The 20,673-nt window shown below is 64.2% G+C and carries 19 protein-coding genes; 9 read left to right on the forward strand and 10 right to left on the reverse strand.

The window, feature by feature from the left end; genetic code table 11:
• The first annotated feature begins 2 nt into the window (after positions 1–2).
• The gene (locus tag C84B14_RS00985) at positions 3–977 is read left to right on the forward strand and encodes a glutathione S-transferase family protein (protein ID WP_353221477.1); all 975 of its coding nucleotides are present in this window, start codon (positions 3–5) and stop codon (positions 975–977) included.
• 18 nt (positions 978–995) lie between these two features.
• Here the strand turns inward: C84B14_RS00985 and C84B14_RS00990 are convergent, their stop codons facing one another.
• Complete coding sequence (locus tag C84B14_RS00990; RefSeq protein ID WP_353221478.1) at positions 996–1,790, reverse strand: glycerophosphodiester phosphodiesterase; 795 nt, start codon at positions 1,788–1,790, stop codon at positions 996–998.
• Between the two features lie 95 nt (positions 1,791–1,885).
• On the opposite strand from C84B14_RS00990, the gene metC reads away from it, so the two are divergent.
• Positions 1,886–3,049, forward strand: coding sequence for a cystathionine beta-lyase (gene metC / locus C84B14_RS00995; protein ID WP_353221479.1), 1,164 nt, complete (start codon positions 1,886–1,888; stop codon positions 3,047–3,049).
• A 57-nt stretch (positions 3,050–3,106) separates the two neighbouring features.
• Positions 3,107–3,775, forward strand: a complete 669-nt coding sequence (locus C84B14_RS01000; RefSeq protein ID WP_353221480.1) for a hypothetical protein — start codon at positions 3,107–3,109, stop codon at positions 3,773–3,775.
• A gap of 91 nt (positions 3,776–3,866) precedes the next feature.
• Here the strand turns inward: C84B14_RS01000 and nadC are convergent, their stop codons facing one another.
• The 3 genes from nadC to C84B14_RS01015 form a co-directional block, all read right to left on the reverse strand.
• Positions 3,867–4,736, reverse strand: coding sequence for a carboxylating nicotinate-nucleotide diphosphorylase (gene nadC, locus C84B14_RS01005; protein ID WP_348767047.1), 870 nt, complete (start codon positions 4,734–4,736; stop codon positions 3,867–3,869).
• 238 nt (positions 4,737–4,974) lie between these two features.
• Positions 4,975–6,105: an SUMF1/EgtB/PvdO family nonheme iron enzyme gene (locus tag C84B14_RS01010; RefSeq protein WP_353221481.1), complete on the reverse strand. Its 1,131-nt coding sequence runs from the start codon at positions 6,103–6,105 to the stop codon at positions 4,975–4,977.
• Positions 6,102–6,869 carry a class II glutamine amidotransferase gene (locus tag C84B14_RS01015; protein WP_353221482.1) on the reverse strand — a complete coding sequence of 256 codons (768 nt, stop codon included), beginning with the start codon at positions 6,867–6,869 and terminating at the stop codon, positions 6,102–6,104. The genes C84B14_RS01010 and C84B14_RS01015 overlap by 4 nt, the downstream gene beginning before the upstream one ends.
• A 90-nt stretch (positions 6,870–6,959) precedes the next feature.
• On the opposite strand from C84B14_RS01015, the gene egtD reads away from it, so the two are divergent.
• Positions 6,960–7,952 carry an L-histidine N(alpha)-methyltransferase gene (gene egtD, locus C84B14_RS01020; RefSeq protein ID WP_353221483.1) on the forward strand — a complete coding sequence of 331 codons (993 nt, stop codon included), beginning with the start codon at positions 6,960–6,962 and terminating at the stop codon, positions 7,950–7,952.
• 27 nt (positions 7,953–7,979) lie between these two features.
• On the opposite strand, the gene argF is transcribed toward egtD, so the two are convergent.
• The 3 genes from argF to C84B14_RS01035 all read right to left on the reverse strand — a co-directional run bounded on the left by argF (position 7,980) and on the right by C84B14_RS01035 (position 10,820).
• A complete protein-coding gene (gene argF, locus C84B14_RS01025) occupies positions 7,980–8,879 on the reverse strand; it encodes an ornithine carbamoyltransferase (protein ID WP_348767043.1) in 900 nt (299 codons plus the stop codon).
• A 2-nt stretch (positions 8,880–8,881) separates the two neighbouring features.
• Positions 8,882–10,087: an acetylornithine transaminase gene (locus C84B14_RS01030; RefSeq protein ID WP_353221484.1), complete on the reverse strand. Its 1,206-nt coding sequence runs from the start codon at positions 10,085–10,087 to the stop codon at positions 8,882–8,884.
• A gap of 124 nt (positions 10,088–10,211) precedes the next feature.
• The gene (locus tag C84B14_RS01035) at positions 10,212–10,820 is read right to left on the reverse strand and encodes a superoxide dismutase (RefSeq protein ID WP_353221485.1); all 609 of its coding nucleotides are present in this window, start codon (positions 10,818–10,820) and stop codon (positions 10,212–10,214) included.
• Positions 10,821–11,153: 333 nt separating this feature from the next.
• Here C84B14_RS01035 and C84B14_RS01040 point away from each other — a divergent pair, with 333 nt between their 5' ends.
• From C84B14_RS01040 to C84B14_RS01060, 5 genes are all read left to right on the forward strand, one after another.
• Complete coding sequence (locus C84B14_RS01040) at positions 11,154–12,728, forward strand: hydantoinase B/oxoprolinase family protein (RefSeq protein ID WP_353221486.1); 1,575 nt, start codon at positions 11,154–11,156, stop codon at positions 12,726–12,728.
• Between the two features lie 65 nt (positions 12,729–12,793).
• Positions 12,794–13,123: a Grx4 family monothiol glutaredoxin gene (gene grxD, locus C84B14_RS01045; protein WP_293627168.1), complete on the forward strand. Its 330-nt coding sequence runs from the start codon at positions 12,794–12,796 to the stop codon at positions 13,121–13,123.
• Between the two features lie 72 nt (positions 13,124–13,195).
• A complete protein-coding gene (gene icd, locus C84B14_RS01050; RefSeq protein WP_353221487.1) occupies positions 13,196–14,965 on the forward strand; it encodes an isocitrate dehydrogenase (NADP(+)) in 1,770 nt (589 codons plus the stop codon).
• Between the two features lie 136 nt (positions 14,966–15,101).
• Positions 15,102–15,827, forward strand: a complete 726-nt coding sequence (locus tag C84B14_RS01055; protein ID WP_353221488.1) for a competence/damage-inducible protein A — start codon at positions 15,102–15,104, stop codon at positions 15,825–15,827.
• 156 nt (positions 15,828–15,983) lie between these two features.
• On the forward strand, positions 15,984–17,603 hold the full coding sequence (locus C84B14_RS01060; RefSeq protein WP_353221489.1) for a putative bifunctional diguanylate cyclase/phosphodiesterase: 1,620 nt from the start codon (positions 15,984–15,986) through the stop codon (positions 17,601–17,603).
• Positions 17,604–17,801: 198 nt separating this feature from the next.
• Here C84B14_RS01060 and C84B14_RS01065 read toward each other — a convergent pair whose 3' ends face one another.
• The 3 genes from C84B14_RS01065 to C84B14_RS01075 all read right to left on the reverse strand — a co-directional run bounded on the left by C84B14_RS01065 (position 17,802) and on the right by C84B14_RS01075 (position 20,670).
• Positions 17,802–18,719: an MBL fold metallo-hydrolase gene (locus C84B14_RS01065; RefSeq protein WP_353221490.1), complete on the reverse strand. Its 918-nt coding sequence runs from the start codon at positions 18,717–18,719 to the stop codon at positions 17,802–17,804.
• Positions 18,720–18,845: 126 nt separating this feature from the next.
• Positions 18,846–19,715 carry a DMT family transporter gene (locus C84B14_RS01070; RefSeq protein ID WP_353221491.1) on the reverse strand — a complete coding sequence of 290 codons (870 nt, stop codon included), beginning with the start codon at positions 19,713–19,715 and terminating at the stop codon, positions 18,846–18,848.
• A gap of 130 nt (positions 19,716–19,845) precedes the next feature.
• Positions 19,846–20,670 (reverse strand): sulfurtransferase, encoded by an 825-nt coding sequence (locus C84B14_RS01075; RefSeq protein ID WP_353221492.1) that lies wholly within the window; start codon positions 20,668–20,670, stop codon positions 19,846–19,848.
• Positions 20,671–20,673 lie beyond the last annotated feature (3 nt).

The raw sequence follows: 20,673 nt of genomic DNA on the forward strand, positions 1-20,673 counted from the left end.
TCATGGGATTGCTTGTCGAAGGGCAGTGGAAAGACCAGTGGTATGACACCGATTCCACGGGCGGCAAGTTCGTGCGCGAATCGGCTGGTTTTCGCGACTGGGTGAGCGCCGATCCCGACTCGCGCTTTACCGCCGAAGCCGGCCGCTATCATCTGTATGTATCGCTGGCCTGCCCCTGGGCCCACCGCACCCTGATTCTGCGCAAGCTCAAGGGGCTGGAGTCGGCCATCGGCGTATCGATTGTGGACCCCTATATGGGAGAGTGGGGCTGGAGCTTCTCCGATGCCCCGGGCACGATCCGTGATCCGCTCTATGGTCTGGATCATCTGTTCGAGCTGTATCAGAAGGCGGCGAGCGGCTACACCGGCCGGGTCACGACGCCCACGCTATGGGACCGCCAGCACGAAACCATCGTCTCGAACGAATCGGCGGATATCGTGCGCATGCTCAACAGCGCCTTCGACGGCGTGGCCGAGCATCCCGAACGCGACTATTACCCGAGCGAGCTGCGCGCCGAAATCGATGCCGTCAACGAACGCGTTTATCACGACGTCAACAACGGCGTGTACAAGGCCGGCTTCGCGACAACGCAGGAGGCCTACGAACAGGCTTTCGAGAAGCTGTTCGCCACCCTCGACTGGCTCGACGCACGCCTGGCCGAACAGCGTTATCTGGCCGGCAGTCGAATCACCGAAGCCGACTGGCGCCTGTTCGTCACCCTGGTGCGCTTCGACGCGGTCTATGTCGGCCATTTCAAATGCAACCTGCGCCGTATTGCCGACTACCCTCATCTGTCGGGCTATCTGCGCGAGCTTTACCAGGTGCCCGGTATTGCCGAAACCACCAATTTCGACCATATCAAGCAGCACTACTACCGCAGCCATCCGACCATCAACCCGACCGGTATCGTGCCGGTCGGCCCGGCGCTGGATCTGTATGCGCCGCACGGGCGGGCCGCGGCCGGCGCGCTGGACTAGGCAGGCGCTCGAACTCTGTCAGCGTCCGGTTGCGCAGGCTCGGTCCAGGCTTGTCTGCAGGCGTACGGCATGGTTGGAAAAAATCCAGTCCACGCCGCGCGCGATTTCGCGCCGGCACATGGCGGGGCTGCAGATGAAGCCGCTGCCAACCAGCGAACGACGTTGATGCAGGCCTCGGATATGATGCGGTCTTAACAAGGCAAAGGGTCCGGCCAGACCGGCGCAGTCGTGGTTGCGCGCCCAGTCGTAGAGGTCGTTGTAGTTGAACTTGGCTACCGGCAGATGGCACCGCGCCGGCAGCTCGGCCACGGCTTCGAACAGGCGCGTATCCAGCGACAGCACGTGGAAATCCTGTTGTGGAACCAGCGGCGACAGCAGATCCAGTAGCCGCCGCTCGGCCTTGGCCGTACCGCGCGTCTTGATCTCGAGCATGAGATGGGCGCGCGTGGCGTAGCGCTCCAGAAAACTGTCCAGATGAGGCAGCTCCGGCACCCGCCGGCGCAGGGTGGGCCAGGGCGTGTCGGCCACCACGTCGTTGAGGCCGAATACGCGCTTCAGGTCGGCATCGTGAACCACCACCGGTTCGTCGTCGCGGGTAAAACGCACGTCGAACTCGATACCGGCCACACCGGCGGCGATGGCCGGGTCGAATGCCGCGAAGGTGTTTTCGCGCACGCGCTGTCCGTCGCGTTCGCCGCGATGCGACACGATACGAGCGTTCGCCAGCGCCTGCCGATCCGGGGCGCGATGCGGCAGCCGTGCCAGAACGGCCTCCGCGGTGTGGGACAATAAGGATTCAAGATGTCGATTCACGGCACGCAGTGATTCCAGCCGAACGATGGGCGCAAGTATAGAGGCCCATCGGCCTGGCAGGGCCGGCCGAGCGAACACAAAGGATCGAAGCAGGCATGAAAACCGCTACCCGACTCGTGCATGCCGGGCGCGACCCGGCCCGGCAACAGGGCATGGTCAATCCGCCCGTCTATCACGCATCCACGGTGTTGTTCGAATCCCTCGATGCGCTCGAACGGGCGGCCGCCAACCCGTTCGAGGGCGTCTACTACGGGCGTAACGGTACGCCCGTGCAGTTCGCGTTCGAATCGGCGGTGGCCGAAATGGAAGGCGCGCACGGCGCGGTCACCACCTGCTCGGGGCTGGCCGCCATCACTGCGGCGCTGATGAGCCATGCCCGGCAGGGCGCCCACTTTCTGGTGACGGATAGCGTCTACGGGCCCACGCGCAAGCTATGCGACGGCCTGCTCCAACAGCTGGGCGTGACCACCGAGTATTTCGACCCGACGATTGCCCCTGAGGCCCTTGAAGCCCGCGTAACCGATGCCACGCGGGTGCTGTTCCTGGAGGCGCCGGGCTCGCTGACCTTCGAAATCAGCGATATCCCGGCTTTGGCCGGTGTGGCGCGTCGCCATGGCGTGACCGTTATGGCCGACAATACCTGGGCGACGCCGCTGTATTTCAACGCCTTCGAGCACGGCGTGGATATTTCGATTCATGCCGCGACCAAGTATCTGGTCGGTCATGCGGATGCCATGCTCGGCGTGATCAACTGCAACGAAACGCACTACATGAACGTGCGCAAGACGGCGGCCGGTATGGGCTACTGCGCCGGCCCGGACGATATCTATCTCGGTTTGCGCGGGCTGCGCACGCTCGGCCAGCGTCTACCCACCCATCAGGCCAACGCGATCGCGCTTGCCGACTGGCTTGCCGATCAGCCCGCGGTGGCGCGGGTCATCCATCCGGCCCGTGCCGATCATCCACAGCATGCGCTGTTCGCCCGCGATTTCAGCGGCGCGAGCGGCCTGTTTTCGATCGTCCTGCAGCCGGTCGAGCGTGCGCGCCTGGCCGCCATGCTCGATCATCTCGAACTGTTCGGGATGGGCTTTTCCTGGGGCGGCTATGAAAGCCTGATTCTCGCGGTGGACCCGAATCGAAGCCGCACGGCCACACGCTGGGCCCACGAAGGCCCCACGCTGCGGATTCATGCCGGTCTTGAGGCCGTGGACGACCTGATCGCCGATCTGGCAGCCGGCTTAAAGAGGTTGGCTGCCTAGCCGATATGCCCGACAGAGCGCGCTGCAGCCGGCAGTGCGTATTGCGAGGGCGATTCAATGAAAAAAATGCAGTGGCTGGGGGCCGTCGGCCTTGCGGCGATGGCCTGCGGTGCGCAGGCGGGTGATTTCGGCGTGGGCGCCGTGGCCGGCACGCTTGGCTTGGGCGGCCAGGTCTCCTATGCATGGACCGAGCGCGTCCAGACCCGTGCCATGGTCGCGGGCTTCAGCACCGACGTGGATTTCCAGGCCGAAGGCGGCAGCGATCTCGATTACAGCGGCAACGTCGACCTGTTGCACGGTGCCTTGTTGCTGGACTACCACCCCTTCGGCGGCGTGTTTCGCCTGACCGGTGGTGTGATGCTCAACGACGACAAGATCGATGGCAGCGCGGTCTGCGAACAGACGGTCTGCGATCTGGGTGATAACGAAGGCGTTCTCGTGCAGGGCGATCGCCTGGACGCGACCGCACGCTACGATTCGGTGTCGCCCTATATCGGCTTCGGCTGGGGCAAGTCGCCGGGTGCCGAGGGCGGGCTGGGCTTTAGCGCCGATATCGGCGTGTTCTATCTGGGCGATCCGGATGTGAACGTCAAGCTCAGCGGCGCATCCACGGTTAACCCGATCGCACGCGATGCAGTGGAGCAGGAAAAGGACGGTATCGAGGACGATCTGGACAAGCTGCCGCTGTACCCGGTGGTGATGCTGGGCCTCGATTATCGGTTCTGAACGACTCCGTTCGCTGGTTTGATGCCAGCCCGGCATAGCCGACGACCGGGGCGCATTGCATGGCGCTCCGGTCGAATCCATGGCTGCGCTGTCAGTCGGTATGCATGCGCATCGAGAAATCGGTGGCACGAATATGCTTGGTCAGCCCGCCGATGGAAATGCGATCCACGCCGGTGTCGGCTACCTCGCGTACGTTGCGCAGGCTGATGTCGCCCGAGGCCTCGATGACGATATCGCGGCGAAAACGGCGGCGATGTGCATCGGCCATGTTCACCGCGCGTGCGAGCACGTGGCTTGCCAGGTTATCGAGCAATACGCCGTCGCAGCCGGCTTCCAGGGCCTGCTCCAGCTCTTCGAGCGTTTCGATCTCCACCTGCACGAACTGGCCGGCCGCGATTTCACGCGCTTTGGCGACGGCGGTTTCGATGGAGCCGGCCGCCATGATGTGATTCTCCTTTATGAGAATGGCGTCGAACAGCCCGAAGCGATGGTTCACGCCACCGCCGCAGCGCACCGCATAGCGTTGCGCGCTGCGCAGGCCGGGCAGGGTCTTGCGGGTATCGATGATCTGGGTATTCGTGCCCTTGACCCGCTCGACGAAATCGAAGGTGCAGCTGGCCACGCCGGACAGCAGCTGCAGGAAATTCAAGGCCGTGCGCTCGCCGCTCAGCAACGCCCGTACCGGGCCGGTGATCTCGCAGACGGGCGTGTTCGAGTGGATGCGCTGGCCGTCGTCGGCAAGCCAGTCGACACGCACCCGCTCGTCGAGCGCGGTGAAGCTGCGTTCGAACCAGGGTGCGCCGGAGAGAATCGCGTTTTCGCGCACGATCACTCGGGCCTTGGCCTGTAGGCCGTCGTCGGCGAGCGCCGCGTTGCGATCGCCGTCGCCAATGTCTTCGGCAAGCGCGCGTTCGACGGTGCTGTCGATATCGTCGGGCAGGGTGAGATCGATCTGCGGCATGGCTTATCTCGCGTGGTATTGATCGGGGAGCAAAACAGCGCAAACGCGTCAGCTGTTTGCAACGCCAGCGAAAGAATGAACGTCGCCACCTGTCAGTCGTTCATTTCTCCGTGGCTTGGCGACCTGCGGCCGCGGCACGTATGCGTAGGCGCGTCGTCTACCCGGCTTTTTCTATGCCGGGCTTCTGACAGCACGGCGCAGTATAAGACATCGCCCCGCGCCCGCGGGTGCCGGCAGCTCAGGCGCGGGCCAGGCGCAAACCGGCGTGTACATGGCGATGGGTGGGCGGGTAGAAGTTGCGAAAGCCGGGCCGACGCACCTCGGGCTCACTGTGCACGCTGGCCCCGCGCGCAACGAAATGTGCGCCGTCGAACCAGGGCATGGAATAGCCGTCGTAGGGAAAGGGACGAAAACCGGGGTAGGGATAGAAGGCGTCGGCGCACCACTCCCAGACCTGCTCGACATCACGCAGCACACCCGCGCGGCGTGCGGCTTCCCATTCCAGTTCGCGCGGCAGGCGAGCCTGCGCATAGCGGGCATAGGCGCGGGCTTCGTACCAGCCGATGCCGTGTACGGGCTGCTGGCCTGTATCGGCCGCTTCGTCGCCGGCAATGGCCCAGCCTTCGGCAAGCGGTTGCCAGTGCTGTGGGTGTTCCACCGCGGCCTGTTCGCGCCAGGCCCAGCCGGGCGCATCCCACCACTCGCGGCGCTGGTAACCGCCGCTTTCGATGAACCCCAGCCACTGGGCGTTGGTCACGCAGTGCGGCGCGATGGCGAAAGGGGCCGGGTAGGCGGTGAATACGGGCTGTTCGTTGTCGTAGGCATCGATGGTGTCGGTGCCGATATTCACGCTATGGGCCGCTATCGTTTCGAAGTGGCTATCGGGCGCGGCCGGTTCCATCGTGAGCGCTACGGGTTCGGGCGCGTCGAGCGCCAGCTGGGCGCGCACCAGGCGCATGGTTTCCAGATGCTGGGCATAGTGCTGGCGTACGAATGCGGCGAGGTAGCCGTCGGCGAGCAGCGGATGATCGACATCGTTCGCGCGCTGCCAGTAGGCATCGTTCTGTTCGGCCAGTGCGCTGGCCCAGGCGCGCAGATCGGCGGCGTCGGGCAGGCGGGCGCTGCGTTCGTCCTTGGCCGAGATTTCCGGCACGTACAGATCGCGCCACGCGTGGGTGACCGAGGTGTCGCCAAACACGCGCTCGGCCAGCCAGTAGGTTTCCATGAACAGTACATGGCCGACGTGCCAGAGCATGGGGCTGAGTTCGGGATGGCTCTGACAGCGTTGCTGGGCGGGGGTGAGCCCGTCGAGCATGGCCACGCTTGCCTGCCGCAGCTGGGCGATACGAGTGGGCGGGTTGGCGGTCATAGCGATTCCCGTCGCGGTGGTTGTCCGGCTTCGGCGATGATCAGTTCGCCCGACGCTACTTCAGTCCAGCCCGGCTGGTCATCAAACGCTTCCGAGCCGATCGCGGTGCCGCCATGCCAGTCGGCATTGAAATACAGCGACGGCGCGTCGCCGTTCACGGCGGCACGCACGGCCACCATCTGCTGGCCGTTGCTGGCAATCATGTTCAGCAATGCCCGGACCTCGGGCGCGTCGGCAAGCCATGTACGAATAAGCCCGATCACCGCGCGCAACCGTTCGCTGAGCGTGCCGGTCTGCTGACGCATCAGCGCGAACAGATACTCCGAATCGGTGTTGCCGTTAATGGTGGTTTCGATTTCGGGCGCTATATCGGCGCGCAGCTGCGAGCGCAGGGTTCGGGCGAAGTTGTCGATGAAGCCGTTGTGGGTGAACAGCCAGTCGTCGCTGTAGAACGGCTGGGTATTGGCATAGTCGGTGCCCAGACCGGCGGTGGCGCTGCGTACATTGGCCAGCCACAGCGGAGATTGCAGGCTGCGCCCCAGCGACGCGAGATTGATATCGGCCCAGATGGGCAGAATTTGTCGATAACCGGCGGGGCGGCCGCCTTCATCCAGCCAGGCCGCCCCCCAGCCGTCGGCATTGACGGTCGCGCTGACCATTTCGCGTGCGGCCCAGGCCTGGTGGCCGAGGCCATGCGGCGGGTCGGTGACCAGCGCGCGCAGCGCCAGCGGGCGCGCGCCGATGAAGCCGGCAATTCGGCACATCCGTACAAATCCGAAATATTAAGGTTACCCACCGATGATAACCTTCCGGAATCAACACGCCCAACGATCCGCAAAGCGGAACAGCACGTTATGACCAATTCCCCGACCGGCGCGCGCCTGACCAGCACGCACGTGGTGCCTGACCGGCCGCTGGCGTCCCTGGCGGACGATGTACGCGCGGGCCTGCTCACGCGCCCGCGCTGGCTGTCGCCGAAATACTTCTACGACGACCATGGCTCGGCCCTGTTCGAGGCGATCTGTGCGACGCCCGAGTACTACCCGTCACGCAGCGAAGCGGCGCTGCTTGCCGCCCACGGCCGAACGATCATCGAAGCGTCCTCGCCCGAACATATTCTCGAGCTGGGCAGCGGCAGCTCGCGAAAGACCCGGCATCTGCTCGACGCCTGCGATGTGCTGAATCGGCCCTGTCGATACTGGCCGTTCGACGTCAGCGCGCAGATGATGCTGGACGCCGGCGCCGAGCTCGTGGCGGACTACGACTGGCTCACCGTCCATGCCCTGATTGGCGACTACACTGGCGGCCTGTCGACCGTGCCCCTGCCCGAAGATGGTCGTCGCCTGATCGTTTTCCTTGGCGGCACGCTGGGCAATTTCGAGCCGGCGGATGCGCTGGCCATGCTCGAACAGATTGCCGCGCTCATGCGCGACGACGATCGCCTTCTACTGGGCATTGATCGGGTCAAGGACACGGCCACGCTCGAGGCCGCCTACGACGATGCACAAGGCGTGACCGCCGACTTCAACCGCAACGTGCTGCGGGTGCTCAATCGCGAACTCGAGGCTGATTTCCCGGTTGAGGCTTATCGCCACCGCGCGCTTTTCGATCGCGATAATGCCCGTATCGAGATGCGCCTGACGGCCGATTATGCCCACCGGGTGAGGCTGGCGGCGTTGGATACGGCTATCGATATCGACGCCGGCGAGGAGATCGTGACCGAGTTCAGCCACAAGTTCACGCCGGACACTCTTCGCGCGCTGCTCAACGCAGCCGGGCTGGCGATGGACCGCCATTTCGAAGCCGATGGCGGTGCCTATTCGCTGGTGCTGGCGCGCCGGGCCTGACGGCCCGGCACACGGGGCGGGCGCGGGTCAGTCCGCGTCGAGCAGATCCAGCAGCAGCGCTTTCTGGGCATGCAAGCGGTTTTCGGCCTCGTCCCAGACCACGCTGTGGGGCCCGTCGATGACTTCGGCGCTGACTTCCTCGCCGCGATGGGCGGGCAGGCAGTGCATGAACAGGGCGTCGTCCTTGGCCCAGCTCATCAACGCCTTGTTGACCTGGAAATTGGCGAAGTCGGCCAGACGGACCTCGCGGTCGTCCTCGTCGCCCATGCTCGCCCAAACGTCGGTGACCACCAGATCGGCGCCGTCGGCGGCCTGGGGGGCATCGTCGCAGATCACGGCACGTTCGCCGCAGGTTTTGAGAATCTGTGGATTCGGGCCGTAGCCCTCGGGCGCAGCGATCCGCAGCTCGAAACCCAGCAGGCGGGCAGCCAGCATGTAGGAATGGCACATGTTGTTGCCGTCGCCGATCCAGGCCACCGTCTTGCCGCCTATATCGCCGCGGTGTTCCTGATAGGTCTGCAGGTCGGCCAGCAGCTGGCAGGGGTGAAAGCGGTCGGTCAGCCCATTGATGACCGGAACGCTGGCGTAGGCCGCAAAGCGTTCGAGCATGTCGTGGGAGTGGTTGCGAATCATTACCACGTCGACCATGCGCGAGAGCACGCGGGCGGTGTCCTCCACCGGCTCGCCGCGCCCGATCTGGGTATCGCCCGGCGACAGGAAAATGGCGTGACCGCCGAGCTGCGTCATGCCGGCCTCGAACGATACGCGGGTGCGCGTAGAGGCTTTTTCGAACAGCATGCCGAGCGTACGCCCGACGAAGGGCTGTTTGCCGCGCGGTTCGCGCTTTAGCGCAATGGCGTTGTCGATCACGCGGCGAATGCCGTCGGCGCCCAGGTCATCCAGGCTCAGAAAGTGGCGCAGGGTCATGGTCAGCTTGCTTGGTTGGAACGAGTGGAATGGCTCGCCGGCGCGGCGACGCTTTCGATGAGATAGCACACGCCGTCCACCAGTCGTTCGACCTCGGCCGGGCCGATGATCAACGGTGGCAACAGTCGAATGACGTTGGCGGCGGTGACGTTGAGCAGAATGCCCTGTTCGCGGGCGGTGTCCACGAGGTGTGCGCAGGGCTCGGCCAGCTCGATGCCAATCATCAGGCCCATGCCGCGGATATCCTTGACGTGGTCAAGGCCGTCGACGCGCGCCTCGATCTGGCTGCGAATGGAATCGCCCATGGCCTGGGCATGGGCCAGCAAGCCCTCGGTTTCGATGGTTTCCAGTACGGCCAGCGCCGCACGACAGGCCAGCGGATTGCCGCCAAAGGTGGAGCCGTGGCTGCCCGGCCCGAACAGGGGCGTGGCCTTGCCGGAGACCAGCGCCGCGCCGATGGGCACGCCGCCGGCCAGCCCCTTGGCCAGGCCCATCACATCCGGGGTGATGCCGGTGGCCTGGTGGGCGAACCAGTGGCCGGTGCGGCCGACGCCGCTTTGTACTTCGTCGACCATCATCAGCCAGTCGCGTTCGTCGCAGAGCCGGCGTATGCCGGGCAGAAAGTCGGCCGGCGGTACGCGCACGCCGCCTTCGCCCTGGATCGGTTCGACCAGCACCGCGGCGATATTGGCGTCGTCGAGCGCGGCGATGGCGTCGAGATCGCCATAGGGTACGCGCAGAAAGCCTTCGGGCAGGGGTCCGAAACCTTTCTGGGCATTGGCGTTGCCGGTCGCAGCCAGGGCGGCGAGGGTGCGCCCATGAAAGGAATTCTCCATGACCACGACCACCGGCTTGTCGATGCCGCGCTTGTGGCCATGCAGCCGGGCCAGCTTGATGGCGGCCTCGTTGGCCTCGCTGCCACTGTTGCCGAAGAATACGGCGTCCATGCCGGCGACTTCGCACAGGCGGTCGGCCAGACGTGTCTGGACGTCGATCTCGTAGAGGTTGGAGGTGTGCAACAGTCGGCCGGCCTGATCGGCAATGGCCTCGACCAGTGCCGGATGGGCATGGCCGAGCGTGTTCACCGCGATGCCGGAAAGGGCATCGAGATAGCGCTCGCCCTGGCTGTCGAACAGCCACGCGCCTTCGCCGCGCTCGAAGGCGATGGGCTGGCGTTTATAAGTCGGAATTAGATGCGAATTGGCCATAAGGCGTCCTGATGGGGTGGTTGCATACGTCGAAACCGGATCGCCGCAATACCGATCCCCCAAACGAAAAACGACCCCGCCGCATCGCGACGGGGCCGTATTCTAGCGCAAACTGCGGATCGTTCTAGCCGACCTGCTCGTCGTAGCGCTTGGCGATGCCGTCCCAGTTGACGACGTTCCACCAGGCATCCACGTATTCCGGCTTGCGGTTCTGGTACTTCAGGTAGAAGGCATGCTCCCAGACGTCCAGGCCCATCACCGGCTTACCGGATTCGGACACGACGTCCATGATCGGGTTGTCCTGGTTCTGGGTGGACACGATCTTGAGCTGGTTGCCCTGCGGGACCAGCCATACGAAGCCCGAACCGAACAGGCCGGTGGCCGCGTTCGTGAACTCTTCCTTGAAGGCATCGAAGGAGCCGAAGCTGGAATCGATCGCGGTACCCAGGCCGCCGGTCGGCTTGCCTCCGCCGGAAGGCGACATGCTGTCCCAGAAAAGGATGTGGTTGAAGTAACCGCCACCCTGGTTGCGAACGCCCGGGCCGTGCTGGCCGGCCTTGGACAGAATCGTTTCCAGATCCTGATCTTCGAGCTCGGTGCCTTCGATGGCTTTCTTGAATTTGGTCAGATAAGCGTTGTGATGCTTCTCGTAGTGAATCTCCATCGTACGACCGTCGATATACGGTTCGAGCGCGTCGTAGTCATAAGGTAGATCGGGCAGTTCAAATGCCATGACGTATCCCTTGTATTGAGATGAGTGAATCAACGCCGACTAGTTATATAGGGTTTGTCCGTCATTTTTCAAAGCGCGGCGGGCATATCCGCGCTGCCACGCGGCTTTGCCGCACGACACGACGGGCGGTTTGCGCGGGCGCTGCGAGGGCCTGTCGCGGGATCGCGCAGCCTGTCCGCAAGGGGCGAGTCGCCGTGTCGAGCGTGCCAAGACCAATACGCGCAACGCCGCGGGCCGCGCCGGCTTATTCTGGTGGGCGATCCAGGCCGTGCCGACGAGCGCCCGCCTGGCGCGGGCTCGTACGAAACGTCGACAGGCCCTAGACTCGACCCCATGAACGATAAAGCGCATTCCAGGCCCGCCGACGCCATCGAACTGGCGATTTTCGCCAGCCGTATCACCGCGGTCTGTGAAGAGATGGGCGCGAGCCTCGCGCAGGCTGCCTTTTCGCCCAATATCCGCGATCGGCTGGATTACTCCTGCGCGGTGTTCGATGCCCAGGGGCGCCTGTGCGCCCAGGCGGCGCATATCCCGGTGCATCTGGGCAGCATGGCGTATGCCATGGCCGATATCGTCGCCGCGCGCGATTGGGCGCCGGGGCAGATGATCGCGCTCAACGATCCGTATCTGGGCGGCACGCATCTGCCGGACGTGACCCTGATCGCGCCGCTGTTCGTGGGCGAGCAGCTGGTCGCCTTCGTGGCCAATCGTGCCCACCACGCCGATATCGGGGCCGACTCGCCCGGGTCCATGCCGCTGTCGAGCAGCCTCGATGAAGAAGGGCTCGTGATCACGCCGGTCGCGCTGGTGGATAACGATCGTATCGACGAATCGGTACTGGGTGGTTGGCTCGAGCATCTGCGCAACCCGCCGATTGCACGCGGGGATTTCAGCGCCCAGATCGCGGCCAATCGGGTCGGCTTGAAACGTTTGTCGGCGCTGATCGGCGAGGGCGAGGCCGCTGATGTGCATGCCTTTCGCGAGCGGCTGCGCGAGTACAACGACTATGCCCGGGAACTGGCCGCCAGCGCGCTGCGCGAATTGCCCAACGGCCGCTATACGTTCACCGATGTGCTCGACGACGACGGCCAGGGCAACCGCGACCTGGCGATCGCCTGTCGGATCGATATCGACGATGGCCGTATCGCCGTCGATTTCGACGGCAGTGCGCAGCAGACGGCAGGCAACGTGAACTGCCCGCTTTCGGTGACCGCCGCGGGCGCGCTCTATGTCTTTCGCTGCCTGATGCCGGAACAGGTACCCGCCTGTGCCGGGGCGTTCGAGGATATCCAAATCAGCGCCCCCGAAGGGTCGCTGCTCAACGCACGCCATCCGCGCGCGGTGGCAGCCGGCAACGTGGAAACCAGCCAGCGCGTCGTGGATGCCGTGCTCGGCGCGCTCGCCCACGCCATCGACGATCGTATTCCGGCAGCCAGCCACGGCAGCATGAACAACGTCGCGCTGGGTTCGCACGGTGCCGATACAGCCTGGGATTATTACGAAACCATGGGCGGCGGCCTGGGCGCCGGGCCGAATCGGGCCGGGGCCAGCGGTGTACAGGCCCATATGACCAACACGCTCAATACACCGGTCGAGGTGCTCGAGCGTCATTTCCCCCTGCGCATGCGTCGATATGCGCTGCGCCGCGACAGCGGCGGCACGGGCGCACACCGCGGCGGGGACGGGCTGATCCGCGAGATCGAGTTCCTTGCCGAGGCCAGCTATACGGTGCTCGCCGAGCGCCGCCGGCATGCGCCCTGGGCGCGCGCGGGCGGGGGCGACGGCGCGCCGGGCGAAAATCGGCTCGATAGCGATACGCTCGCACCGAAATGCACCGGCGTTGCAAACGCCGGGCAACGCCTCATGATCATCTCGGCCGGCGGCGGCGGTTACGGCGTTTCGTCGTAACGTGGCCTCGACAGGCGCGTTATAATCGAGCCAATAACAGTTTTTTCGAATCAGAGGACAACGCCATGAGCGCGAAGGCAATGGAAGTCATCAAGAACGAGGTCGAGAACAATCCGATCGTGCTTTACATGAAGGGCACCCCGGACTTCCCGCAGTGCGGTTTTTCGGCACGCAGCGCCGAGGCGATCAAGGCCTGCGGCGTGCCGTTCAAGGCCGTCAACGTATTTGACGACGAAGAGATCTATCGCCAGGGCGTGAAGGTCTATTCGAACTGGCCGACCATCCCGCAGCTGTTCGTCAACGGCGAGCTGGTGGGCGGTTCGGATATCGTGATCGACATGTTCCAGTCCGGCGAGCTCAAGACGATGCTCGAAAACGCAGCCAACAAGGGCTGATTCGAATTCCAGCGCCGCCGGCACAAGCCGGCGGCCTGCTTTTTACGCGAGATATACAAGGAGTAGCGGCCCATGGCCTACAAGCACGTGCGCTTGCCCGAAGACGGACAGAAGATCACCGTCGAAAACGATCAGATGAATGTGCCGGACAACCCCATCCTCGGCTATGTCGAGGGCGACGGGATCGGCCCCGATATCACCAAGGCCTGTCTGCGCATCTGGGACGCGGCGGTCGAGAAAGCCTATGGCGGCAAGCGCAAGATTCATTGGGCCGAGCTGTTCATGGGCGAAAAGGCTGCCAAGGTCTACGACGGCGACTACTTCCCGGCCGAAACGCTGGAAGCCATCAAGGACCTGTGGGTCGCCATCAAGGGCCCGCTGACCACGCCGGTCGGCGAGGGCTTTCGCTCGCTCAACGTCTCGCTGCGTCAGGAACTCGACCTCTACGCCTGTGTTCGCCCCGTGCGCCACTACGCGGGCGTGCCGTCGCCGCTGAAAGACCCGGGCAAGGTCGACGTGGTGATCTTTCGCGAGAACACCGAAGACGTCTACTGCGGTATCGAATACCAGTCCGGCACCGAAGAGAACAAGAAGCTGGCCAAGTTCCTCAAGGAGGAAATGAAGGCCGACTTCTTCGAGGATGCCGGCCTCGGCATCAAGCCGATCTCGGAGTTCGGCACCAAGCGTCTCGTGCGCAAGGCCATCCAGTACGCGATCGACAACGGCCGCGAATCGGTGACCCTGGTGCACAAGGGCAACATCATGAAGTTCACCGAGGGCGCCTTCCGTGCCTGGGGTTATGAAGTCGCCCGCGAAGAGTTCGGCCACTGCACGATCACCGAGGACCAGCTGTACTCCGAGTACAACGGTCGTCAGCCGGAAGGCAAGATCGTGATCAAGGATCGCATCGCCGACATCATCTTCCAGCTCATGCTGCTGCGCCCGGACGATTTCGACGTGCTGGCCACCATGAACCTCAACGGCGACTACCTCTCGGACGCCGCGGCGGCCGAGGTCGGCGGTATCGGCATCGCCCCGGGTGCCAACATGTCCGATAACATCGCCGTGTTCGAGGCCACCCACGGCACAGCACCCAAGTACGCCGACAAGAACAAGGTCAACCCGGGTTCGCTGCTGTTCTCGGGCGTGAACATGCTCGAATACATCGGCTGGCAGGAAGCCGCTGACCTGATTTCGCTGGCCTATCCGGAAGTGCTCGCGGACAAGATCGTGACCTACGATTTCGCCCGCAACATGGAAGGCGCCACGGAAGTGGGTACCAAGGAATTCGCCGATGCGCTGATCGAGCAGATCAACGGCGGTATCGACCTGGAAACCAAGCGCAAGCAGCGCAGCGAAAAGCTTGCCCGCGAGCGCAAGCAGCGTGAGATCCGTCGTCTGCTTCAGCCCATGGAAGAGATGATCGCCAGCGGGCGCACGCCCACGAGCGTATCGGACGTGATGACGCGTACGCTGATTACCGTCACCGACGAGACCAGCGTGCATGACGCCATGCACGAGATGCGCAAGAACGAAGTCTCGTCGCTGGTGGTCGAGCCCAACGATTCCGGCGAGTGGGGCATCATGACCCGTCGCGATATCGTCACCAAGATCGTGCGCGAGGGTAAATCGCCCACGGATATCACGGTGGGCGAGATCGCCTCGCGCCCGGTGGTCACCGTGGCCCCGGAAACGCATCTGCGCGATGCGGCCAACACCATTGCCGAGAACAACATCAGCCGTTTGCTGGTGGCCGGCAAGGATGGCGAGCCGATGGGCATCACCACCGAAACCGATATCTTCGGTGCCATCGAGCAGTCCGGCTGGCTGCCGGAAGCCTGATACCGGCTTGGCATGAAGTGATACGAGCGGGCCACGTTTCGACGTGGCCCGCTTGTTTGTATCAGATAAAAAACAAGAGGCCTCGCAGCACGTGGATCACAGCCCGTCTTCTGTAGCGCAACGTATCGGCATTGTCTTGATAGGCGACGAACTGCTTTCGGGCAAGCGCCAGGACAAGCACATGCCGCGGGTCATCGAGATCCTCGACGCGCGGGGCATGGAGCTGTCCTGGGCACGCATGGTCGGCGACGATGCCGGGCTGCTGGAAGCCACGCTGCGCGAAACGCTGGCAGGTAACGACATCGTGTTCAGCTTTGGCGGTATCGGTGCCACCCCCGACGACCGAACCCGCCAGTGCGCGGCGGCTGCAGCCGGCGTGGCGCTGGAATTCAATTCCGAAGGCCGAGCGCTGCTGGAAGCGCGGTTCGGTGACGAGGCCTATCCCAAGCGCATCCACATGGTGGAGTGGCCGGTCGGTGCTACGGTCATTCCCAACCCGGTCAATCAGGTGCCCGGTTTCAAGTTCGGCCATCATCATTTCGTGCCCGGTTTCCCCAGCATGGCCTGGCCGATGATCGAATGGGTGCTGGATACCCACTACCCGCATCTGCAGCGCGCAGAACGCAACGTCGAACGGCTGCTGGAAGTGCTCGATACCCCGGAAAGCGCGCTCATCGACCTCATGCAACAGGTCATGGACGCACATCCGGATGTGCGTATCGCCTGTCTGCCGAACGCCAGCGGCAAACGTTCTATCGAATTTGGGGTAAGGGGAACGCCGGTTGCGGCCGATAATGCCTTCACAGCGCTCGTGGCCGCGTTGGAAGCGGCCGACGTGCCGCTCGGTCGCGGCCGGCCATAACCGCCGGTCGATCCAGTTACGGCGTTGTAGTGCTTGGTAATTTAGAAGTTTTTTGAAGATGCCGGTGTCGGAGTGAACGCTCCCCCGGGGGAGGCCTTCTTGCAGCAGTCGAACGCAACGTCTTTATCCCGGATCACGTCGGTCTTTCGTGGCGGTATGTCCCGCTACGCCGTTTATGGCTTCGCGATCGCGGTATTCGCGGTGCTGATGGCCACCGTTGCAGCGGTCATGCTATCGGGCGAGTCGCTGACGCTGGCCAATCTGTACGCGGCCCAGGTGGGCAACCCCATGCTGCTGGCACTGGACCTGATGCCTTTTGTCTTCGCCCTGTGGGGCCAGGGCGTGGCGGTGGTCTTTGCCGACGATTCGGCGCGCGCGCGATCCAAGAACCCGGATGGAGAGCACAACGAAAAGCTCGCGCTCCAGGCCGAAGCACGGCGTCTCGAACAGGAAGACACGCTGACCGGTCTGGCCAACCGCGCTTACTTTTTGCAGCAGCTCGACGCCACGCTGGGCAACGCCGAGCTCAATCGCACGCGGGTCGGCGTCATCGTGCTCGACCTCGACGGCTTTTCGGAAGTCAACGATCAGTTCGGCGCGGCCAACGGGGATCGCGTACTCAAAAGCGTGGCACGCCGGCTCTCCAACGCCACGGAAAATACCGGTTCGATTCTGGCCAGACTGGGCGGCAACAGCTTCGGTCTGGCGGTCGACGGCCTGCAATCCACCCGCGCGCTCGAAGACCTGGCCCAGCGCATGCGCGACGTCCTGATTCCGCCGTGTACGCTGGACAAGCTCTCGTTGAACCTCGCTGCCAGCGTTGGCGGTGCGATCTATCCGGACAACGCCACCGATTCCTTCGGGCTGGTGAATGCCGCCGACGGGGCGATGCAGCATGCCAAGGCCGGCGGCGGCGGCTTCGAACTGGTGCAGACCGCGATGCCGGTCGAAGACGCCGAAATGCACAGCCTCAGCGCGGAACTGCGCACCGCCATCGAACAAGACCAGCTGGTGCTGTATCTGCAGCCGCTCATCGATGTTCAGGCGGACGAAGTACACGGCATGGAAGCGCTGGTGCGCTGGCAGCACCCGCGCCGCGGCTTTTTGCCACCGGGCGAGTTCATACCGCGCGCCGAACGTGCCGGCCTGATGAATGAGCTGTCCAAATGGGTGCTGCGCAGGGCGCTAGAATACAATGCGGCCCTGCGCAAGCAAGGCTGGTCCATTGGCGTATCGGTCAACCTGTCGGCGCGCTCGCTTCTCGACCCGGAGTTTCCGGACTTGCTGGCCGATCTGTTGGCGACCTACGAAGTACCTTCGGAAGTGCTGACTATCGAGATCACCGAAGACACGCTCATGTCCGATCAGCGCCGCACCATGGATGTGGTAACGCGCGTATCGAACATGGGCATCCATATCTCGATCGACGACTTCGGCACCGGCTATTCGCAGCTGACCTATCTCAAGCGCCTGCCGGCCAGCGAAATCAAGATTGACCGCTCGTTCGTCACCGATATGCTCGAGTCCGATACCGACATGGCCATCGTCAAGGCAACGATCGAGCTCGGGCATGCGCTGGGCCTACGGGCGGTGGCAGAAGGCATCGAGTATGAAAACCAGAGCGTCAAGCTGCGCGAACTGGGCTGCGACATCATTCAGGGCTATTACATGGGTCGGCCCATGCCGTTCGACAAACTGTGCGAATGGCTGGCGGAATGGCAGCTGCACCACCAGTCACGCGCCGTTGCGGTCGGCGAATCGGCACGCGGTCGCTAACCGCCACGCCAGCCGCTTAAGGCAAGCGCTGGCGGCGCATGCAGCGGCTGCGCCGCGATTGCGAAGGAACAACGGATTGGTGGTATCGGCGGTCATTTCTTGGCGCCGGCGCAATAAATAACGCGTCGATATCGGCCCGCGCCTTGCCTGACACGCCCGGCACGGGCAATGCGATGGCATATCCCGTGACGACGGGCCCTAACCCCGTCCTGTTGCGTTCGATTCGAAGTGCAGGGACTGCCCGAACGCGGGCACGATGAAGTGCTCGGCGGCGAGCCCGGCGGCCGCCCGCGCGCTCGCCAATGCGGTGGCCGGCGCGTGTTGACCTTCGTCTGTGAGCTTGAAGGTCGCGAAGTGGATACCAACACTCTGGCAGGCGCCGAGTCGTTCATGTGCTTCAACGGCGTCGCTCGGGTTCATGTGTTGCGGGGCCATGAACCAGCGCGGCTCATAGGCGCCAATCGGCAACAGCGCGATACGCGGCGCGCCCAGGTGCTGTCGTATCGCCTGAAAATGCGACCCCATGCCGGTATCGCCAGCAAAATAGATCGGGCCTGCCGGGGCGTCGAACCAGAAACCGGCCCATAGGCTGCGATTACGGTCGAACAGGCCACGCCGGGACCAGTGCCGCGCGGGCGTGAGCGTAACCCGAACCCGCGCGCTCAAATCCAGACCCTGCCACCAGTCTCGACTGACCACGCGCCGGCCACCGAAACGGTGGATACAGGCCTCGAGGCCCAGCGGCACCACGAACAGCGGGTCGAACCGGGCGATCAGTCGCCGGATCGACGCGCGGTCGAGATGGTCGTAGTGGGCATGGCTGATGGCGACGACATGAATGGGCGGCAGGGCGTCGAACGCCACACCGGGCGGGTGATAACGGCGCGGACCCGCCCAGGACAGGGGGCTGGCGCGCTGGGAAAAGATGGGGTCGGTGAGAATGTTCAGGCCGGCGGTCTGAATCAGCACCGTGGCGTGGTTGATCCAGGTGATGCACAGGCCGTCGTCAACGCACTGCGCCGGCGAGGGCGGCGGATCGAAGTGTTCGATCCGTTGCCAGGGCTGGCTGTCGCGGTTGCGCCACCAGCGCAGTAGATCGCCGGGGCGGTGGCGCATCGGAGATGGGTTATGAAAACGCCGGCCGTCGAAATGATCGCTTACCGGGCCGCGATAGCCTGCTTTGTTTGCGGGCAGAATTCGGCGCGTCAATGCGCGCAGCGCGTGTTTCATGGGTGGTTTGCCCTAGCTGCGCCGACGGCGGGTCACGACCACGATCAACGCTGCGCAGATCACCGCTGCCGCGCCGAGCGCGCTCAAAAGGTCGGGCGTTTCCTGCCATCCTGCCCAACCGATCAGGGCCGCGAACAACACCGTGGTATAGATCAGGGCGCCGATATGCGCAGCCGGTGCCAGGCTGTAGGCCCGGGTGAGCAGCAGCTGGCCGGCCGTTGCGATACTGCCGGCGCCAAACAGCGCCAGCCATTGCGCGGGCGTAGGCGTCTGCCAATAGACGATCGCAGGGACGGCGGATACGAGAGTGCCCAGCACGCTGAAATACATCACGATACGTACGGTCGGCTCGGTATCGGACATCCGACGAATGGCCGCCATTGAGGTCGCAGCCAACAGCCCGGCCGCCAGGCCGGCCAACCCTGCGGGGCCCTGCCAGCCGAGGCCGGGCTTGAGAATAAGCAGCACGCCGATGAACCCGATGATCACTGCGGGAAAGATACGCGCGGCTGGCCGCTCGCCCAGCCATAGCCAGGCAATGAAGGGCAGAAACAACGGCTGGCTGTAGTTGAGCAGTACCGCGCTGGCCAGTGGCATCTGCGACAGCGCATAGAAAAAGCAGTACATGGCCCCGAGGCCGGTCGTTGCCCGCAGTAAATGCATGCCCGGCCGAGCGGTACGCATGGATACGGCTGTCGGCCCGCGTCGCGCAAGCCACGGCAGGAGCACCGCCAGCGCGAACAGATTGCGAAAGAATACGACCACCGTATTGGGCAGATCGCTGCCCACAAGCTTTATGCAGGCGCTGACCACGGCAAAGGCCGCGGCGCCGGCCACGGCCATCATCGCGCCGCGGCGTAGGTCCACGGCGCGATCACTCACGCCGACGCCTTCACGCTTGAAACAAGCGCCGCGATGGAACCCTGCATGAATCGGCCCGGCTCAGAACCAGGGGCTGGCCCGTACCGTGGGCGGCGCGCAGGCGCCCTGCGCGTGGCCGGGCCGGGCATCGTCAGCTTGCGTCGAGCGTGTCGCTGATGGGCGTATCCGTGGCGTTGCCCCAGTCCGACCAGGCCCCGGGATAGCCGCGAACCTTGTCGAAGCCCAGATACTTGAGTACGAGATAGCTATACGAGGAGCGCATATGGCTCTGGCAATAGTTGACGATCTCGTGCTCGCTTTCGATATCGTGATCGGAGATGACCTGAAGCAGCTCCGTGCGCGGACGCAGCCGGCCGTCCGGGCCCTTGAGCAGATTCCAGTCAAGGTTGATTGCGCGGGGGATATGGCCGCCACGGGCGCTGCGCACATCGGTGCCGGCATATTCGGGCGCGCTGCGCACGTCCAGAAACGCCACGCCGGGATCGTTCAGATGCGCCTCGATCCACCCGCGATCGGCAATGCCTTCGGCCCGGGGTTCGACGTTAAACGCGCTGGCGCCGGCCTGGGGCGGCCCGCTTTCCAGCGCAAGCCCGGCTTCATGCCAGGCCGACAGCCCGCCGTCGAGCAACGAGATACGCTCATGCCCCATCACGTCGAGCGTATACAGCAGGCGTGCGGCCTGGGAATCGCCGGCCCGGTCGTAGGCCACGATATGGGCATCGTTACGCAGCCCGGCGTCGGAAAAGACGTCGGCAAGCTGCCGGGCATCCGGCAGCAGGCCGGCGACCGGTGCCGCGCTGGCCGTGAAATCGCTTATCGCGATTTGCAGTGCCCCCGGGATATGCGCCCGGTCATAATCGCTGGCGCTGTCGACGGCGATGATCTGAACGTCGGCATCGCCGATCACGGCGTTCAGCTGCTCGGCGTCGACGAACAGGGGCAGCTTGGCGGGCATAGG

Origin of the sequence: Salinisphaera sp. C84B14, from assembly GCF_040361435.1 — a bacterium.
Classification (GTDB): domain Bacteria; phylum Pseudomonadota; class Gammaproteobacteria; order Nevskiales; family Salinisphaeraceae; genus Salinisphaera.

Coding starts and splice junctions, on each gene's coding strand:
- C84B14_RS00985 (WP_353221477.1), top strand. CDS start 3: ATGGGATTGCTTGTCGAAGGGCAGTGGAAAGACCAGTGGTATGACACC.
- metC (WP_353221479.1), top strand. CDS start 1,886: ATGAAAACCGCTACCCGACTCGTGCATGCCGGGCGCGACCCGGCCCGG.
- C84B14_RS01000 (WP_353221480.1), top strand. CDS start 3,107: ATGAAAAAAATGCAGTGGCTGGGGGCCGTCGGCCTTGCGGCGATGGCC.
- nadC (WP_348767047.1), bottom strand. CDS start 4,736: ATGCCGCAGATCGATCTCACCCTGCCCGACGATATCGACAGCACCGTC.
- C84B14_RS01010 (WP_353221481.1), bottom strand. CDS start 6,105: ATGACCGCCAACCCGCCCACTCGTATCGCCCAGCTGCGGCAGGCAAGC.
- C84B14_RS01015 (WP_353221482.1), bottom strand. CDS start 6,869: ATGTGCCGAATTGCCGGCTTCATCGGCGCGCGCCCGCTGGCGCTGCGC.
- egtD (WP_353221483.1), top strand. CDS start 6,960: ATGACCAATTCCCCGACCGGCGCGCGCCTGACCAGCACGCACGTGGTG.
- argF (WP_348767043.1), bottom strand. CDS start 8,879: ATGACCCTGCGCCACTTTCTGAGCCTGGATGACCTGGGCGCCGACGGC.
- C84B14_RS01030 (WP_353221484.1), bottom strand. CDS start 10,087: ATGGCCAATTCGCATCTAATTCCGACTTATAAACGCCAGCCCATCGCC.
- C84B14_RS01035 (WP_353221485.1), bottom strand. CDS start 10,820: ATGGCATTTGAACTGCCCGATCTACCTTATGACTACGACGCGCTCGAA.
- C84B14_RS01040 (WP_353221486.1), top strand. CDS start 11,154: ATGAACGATAAAGCGCATTCCAGGCCCGCCGACGCCATCGAACTGGCG.
- grxD (WP_293627168.1), top strand. CDS start 12,794: ATGAGCGCGAAGGCAATGGAAGTCATCAAGAACGAGGTCGAGAACAAT.
- icd (WP_353221487.1), top strand. CDS start 13,196: ATGGCCTACAAGCACGTGCGCTTGCCCGAAGACGGACAGAAGATCACC.
- C84B14_RS01060 (WP_353221489.1), top strand. CDS start 15,984: ATGTCCCGCTACGCCGTTTATGGCTTCGCGATCGCGGTATTCGCGGTG.
- C84B14_RS01065 (WP_353221490.1), bottom strand. CDS start 18,719: ATGCGCCACCGCCCCGGCGATCTACTGCGCTGGTGGCGCAACCGCGAC.
- C84B14_RS01075 (WP_353221492.1), bottom strand. CDS start 20,670: ATGCCCGCCAAGCTGCCCCTGTTCGTCGACGCCGAGCAGCTGAACGCC.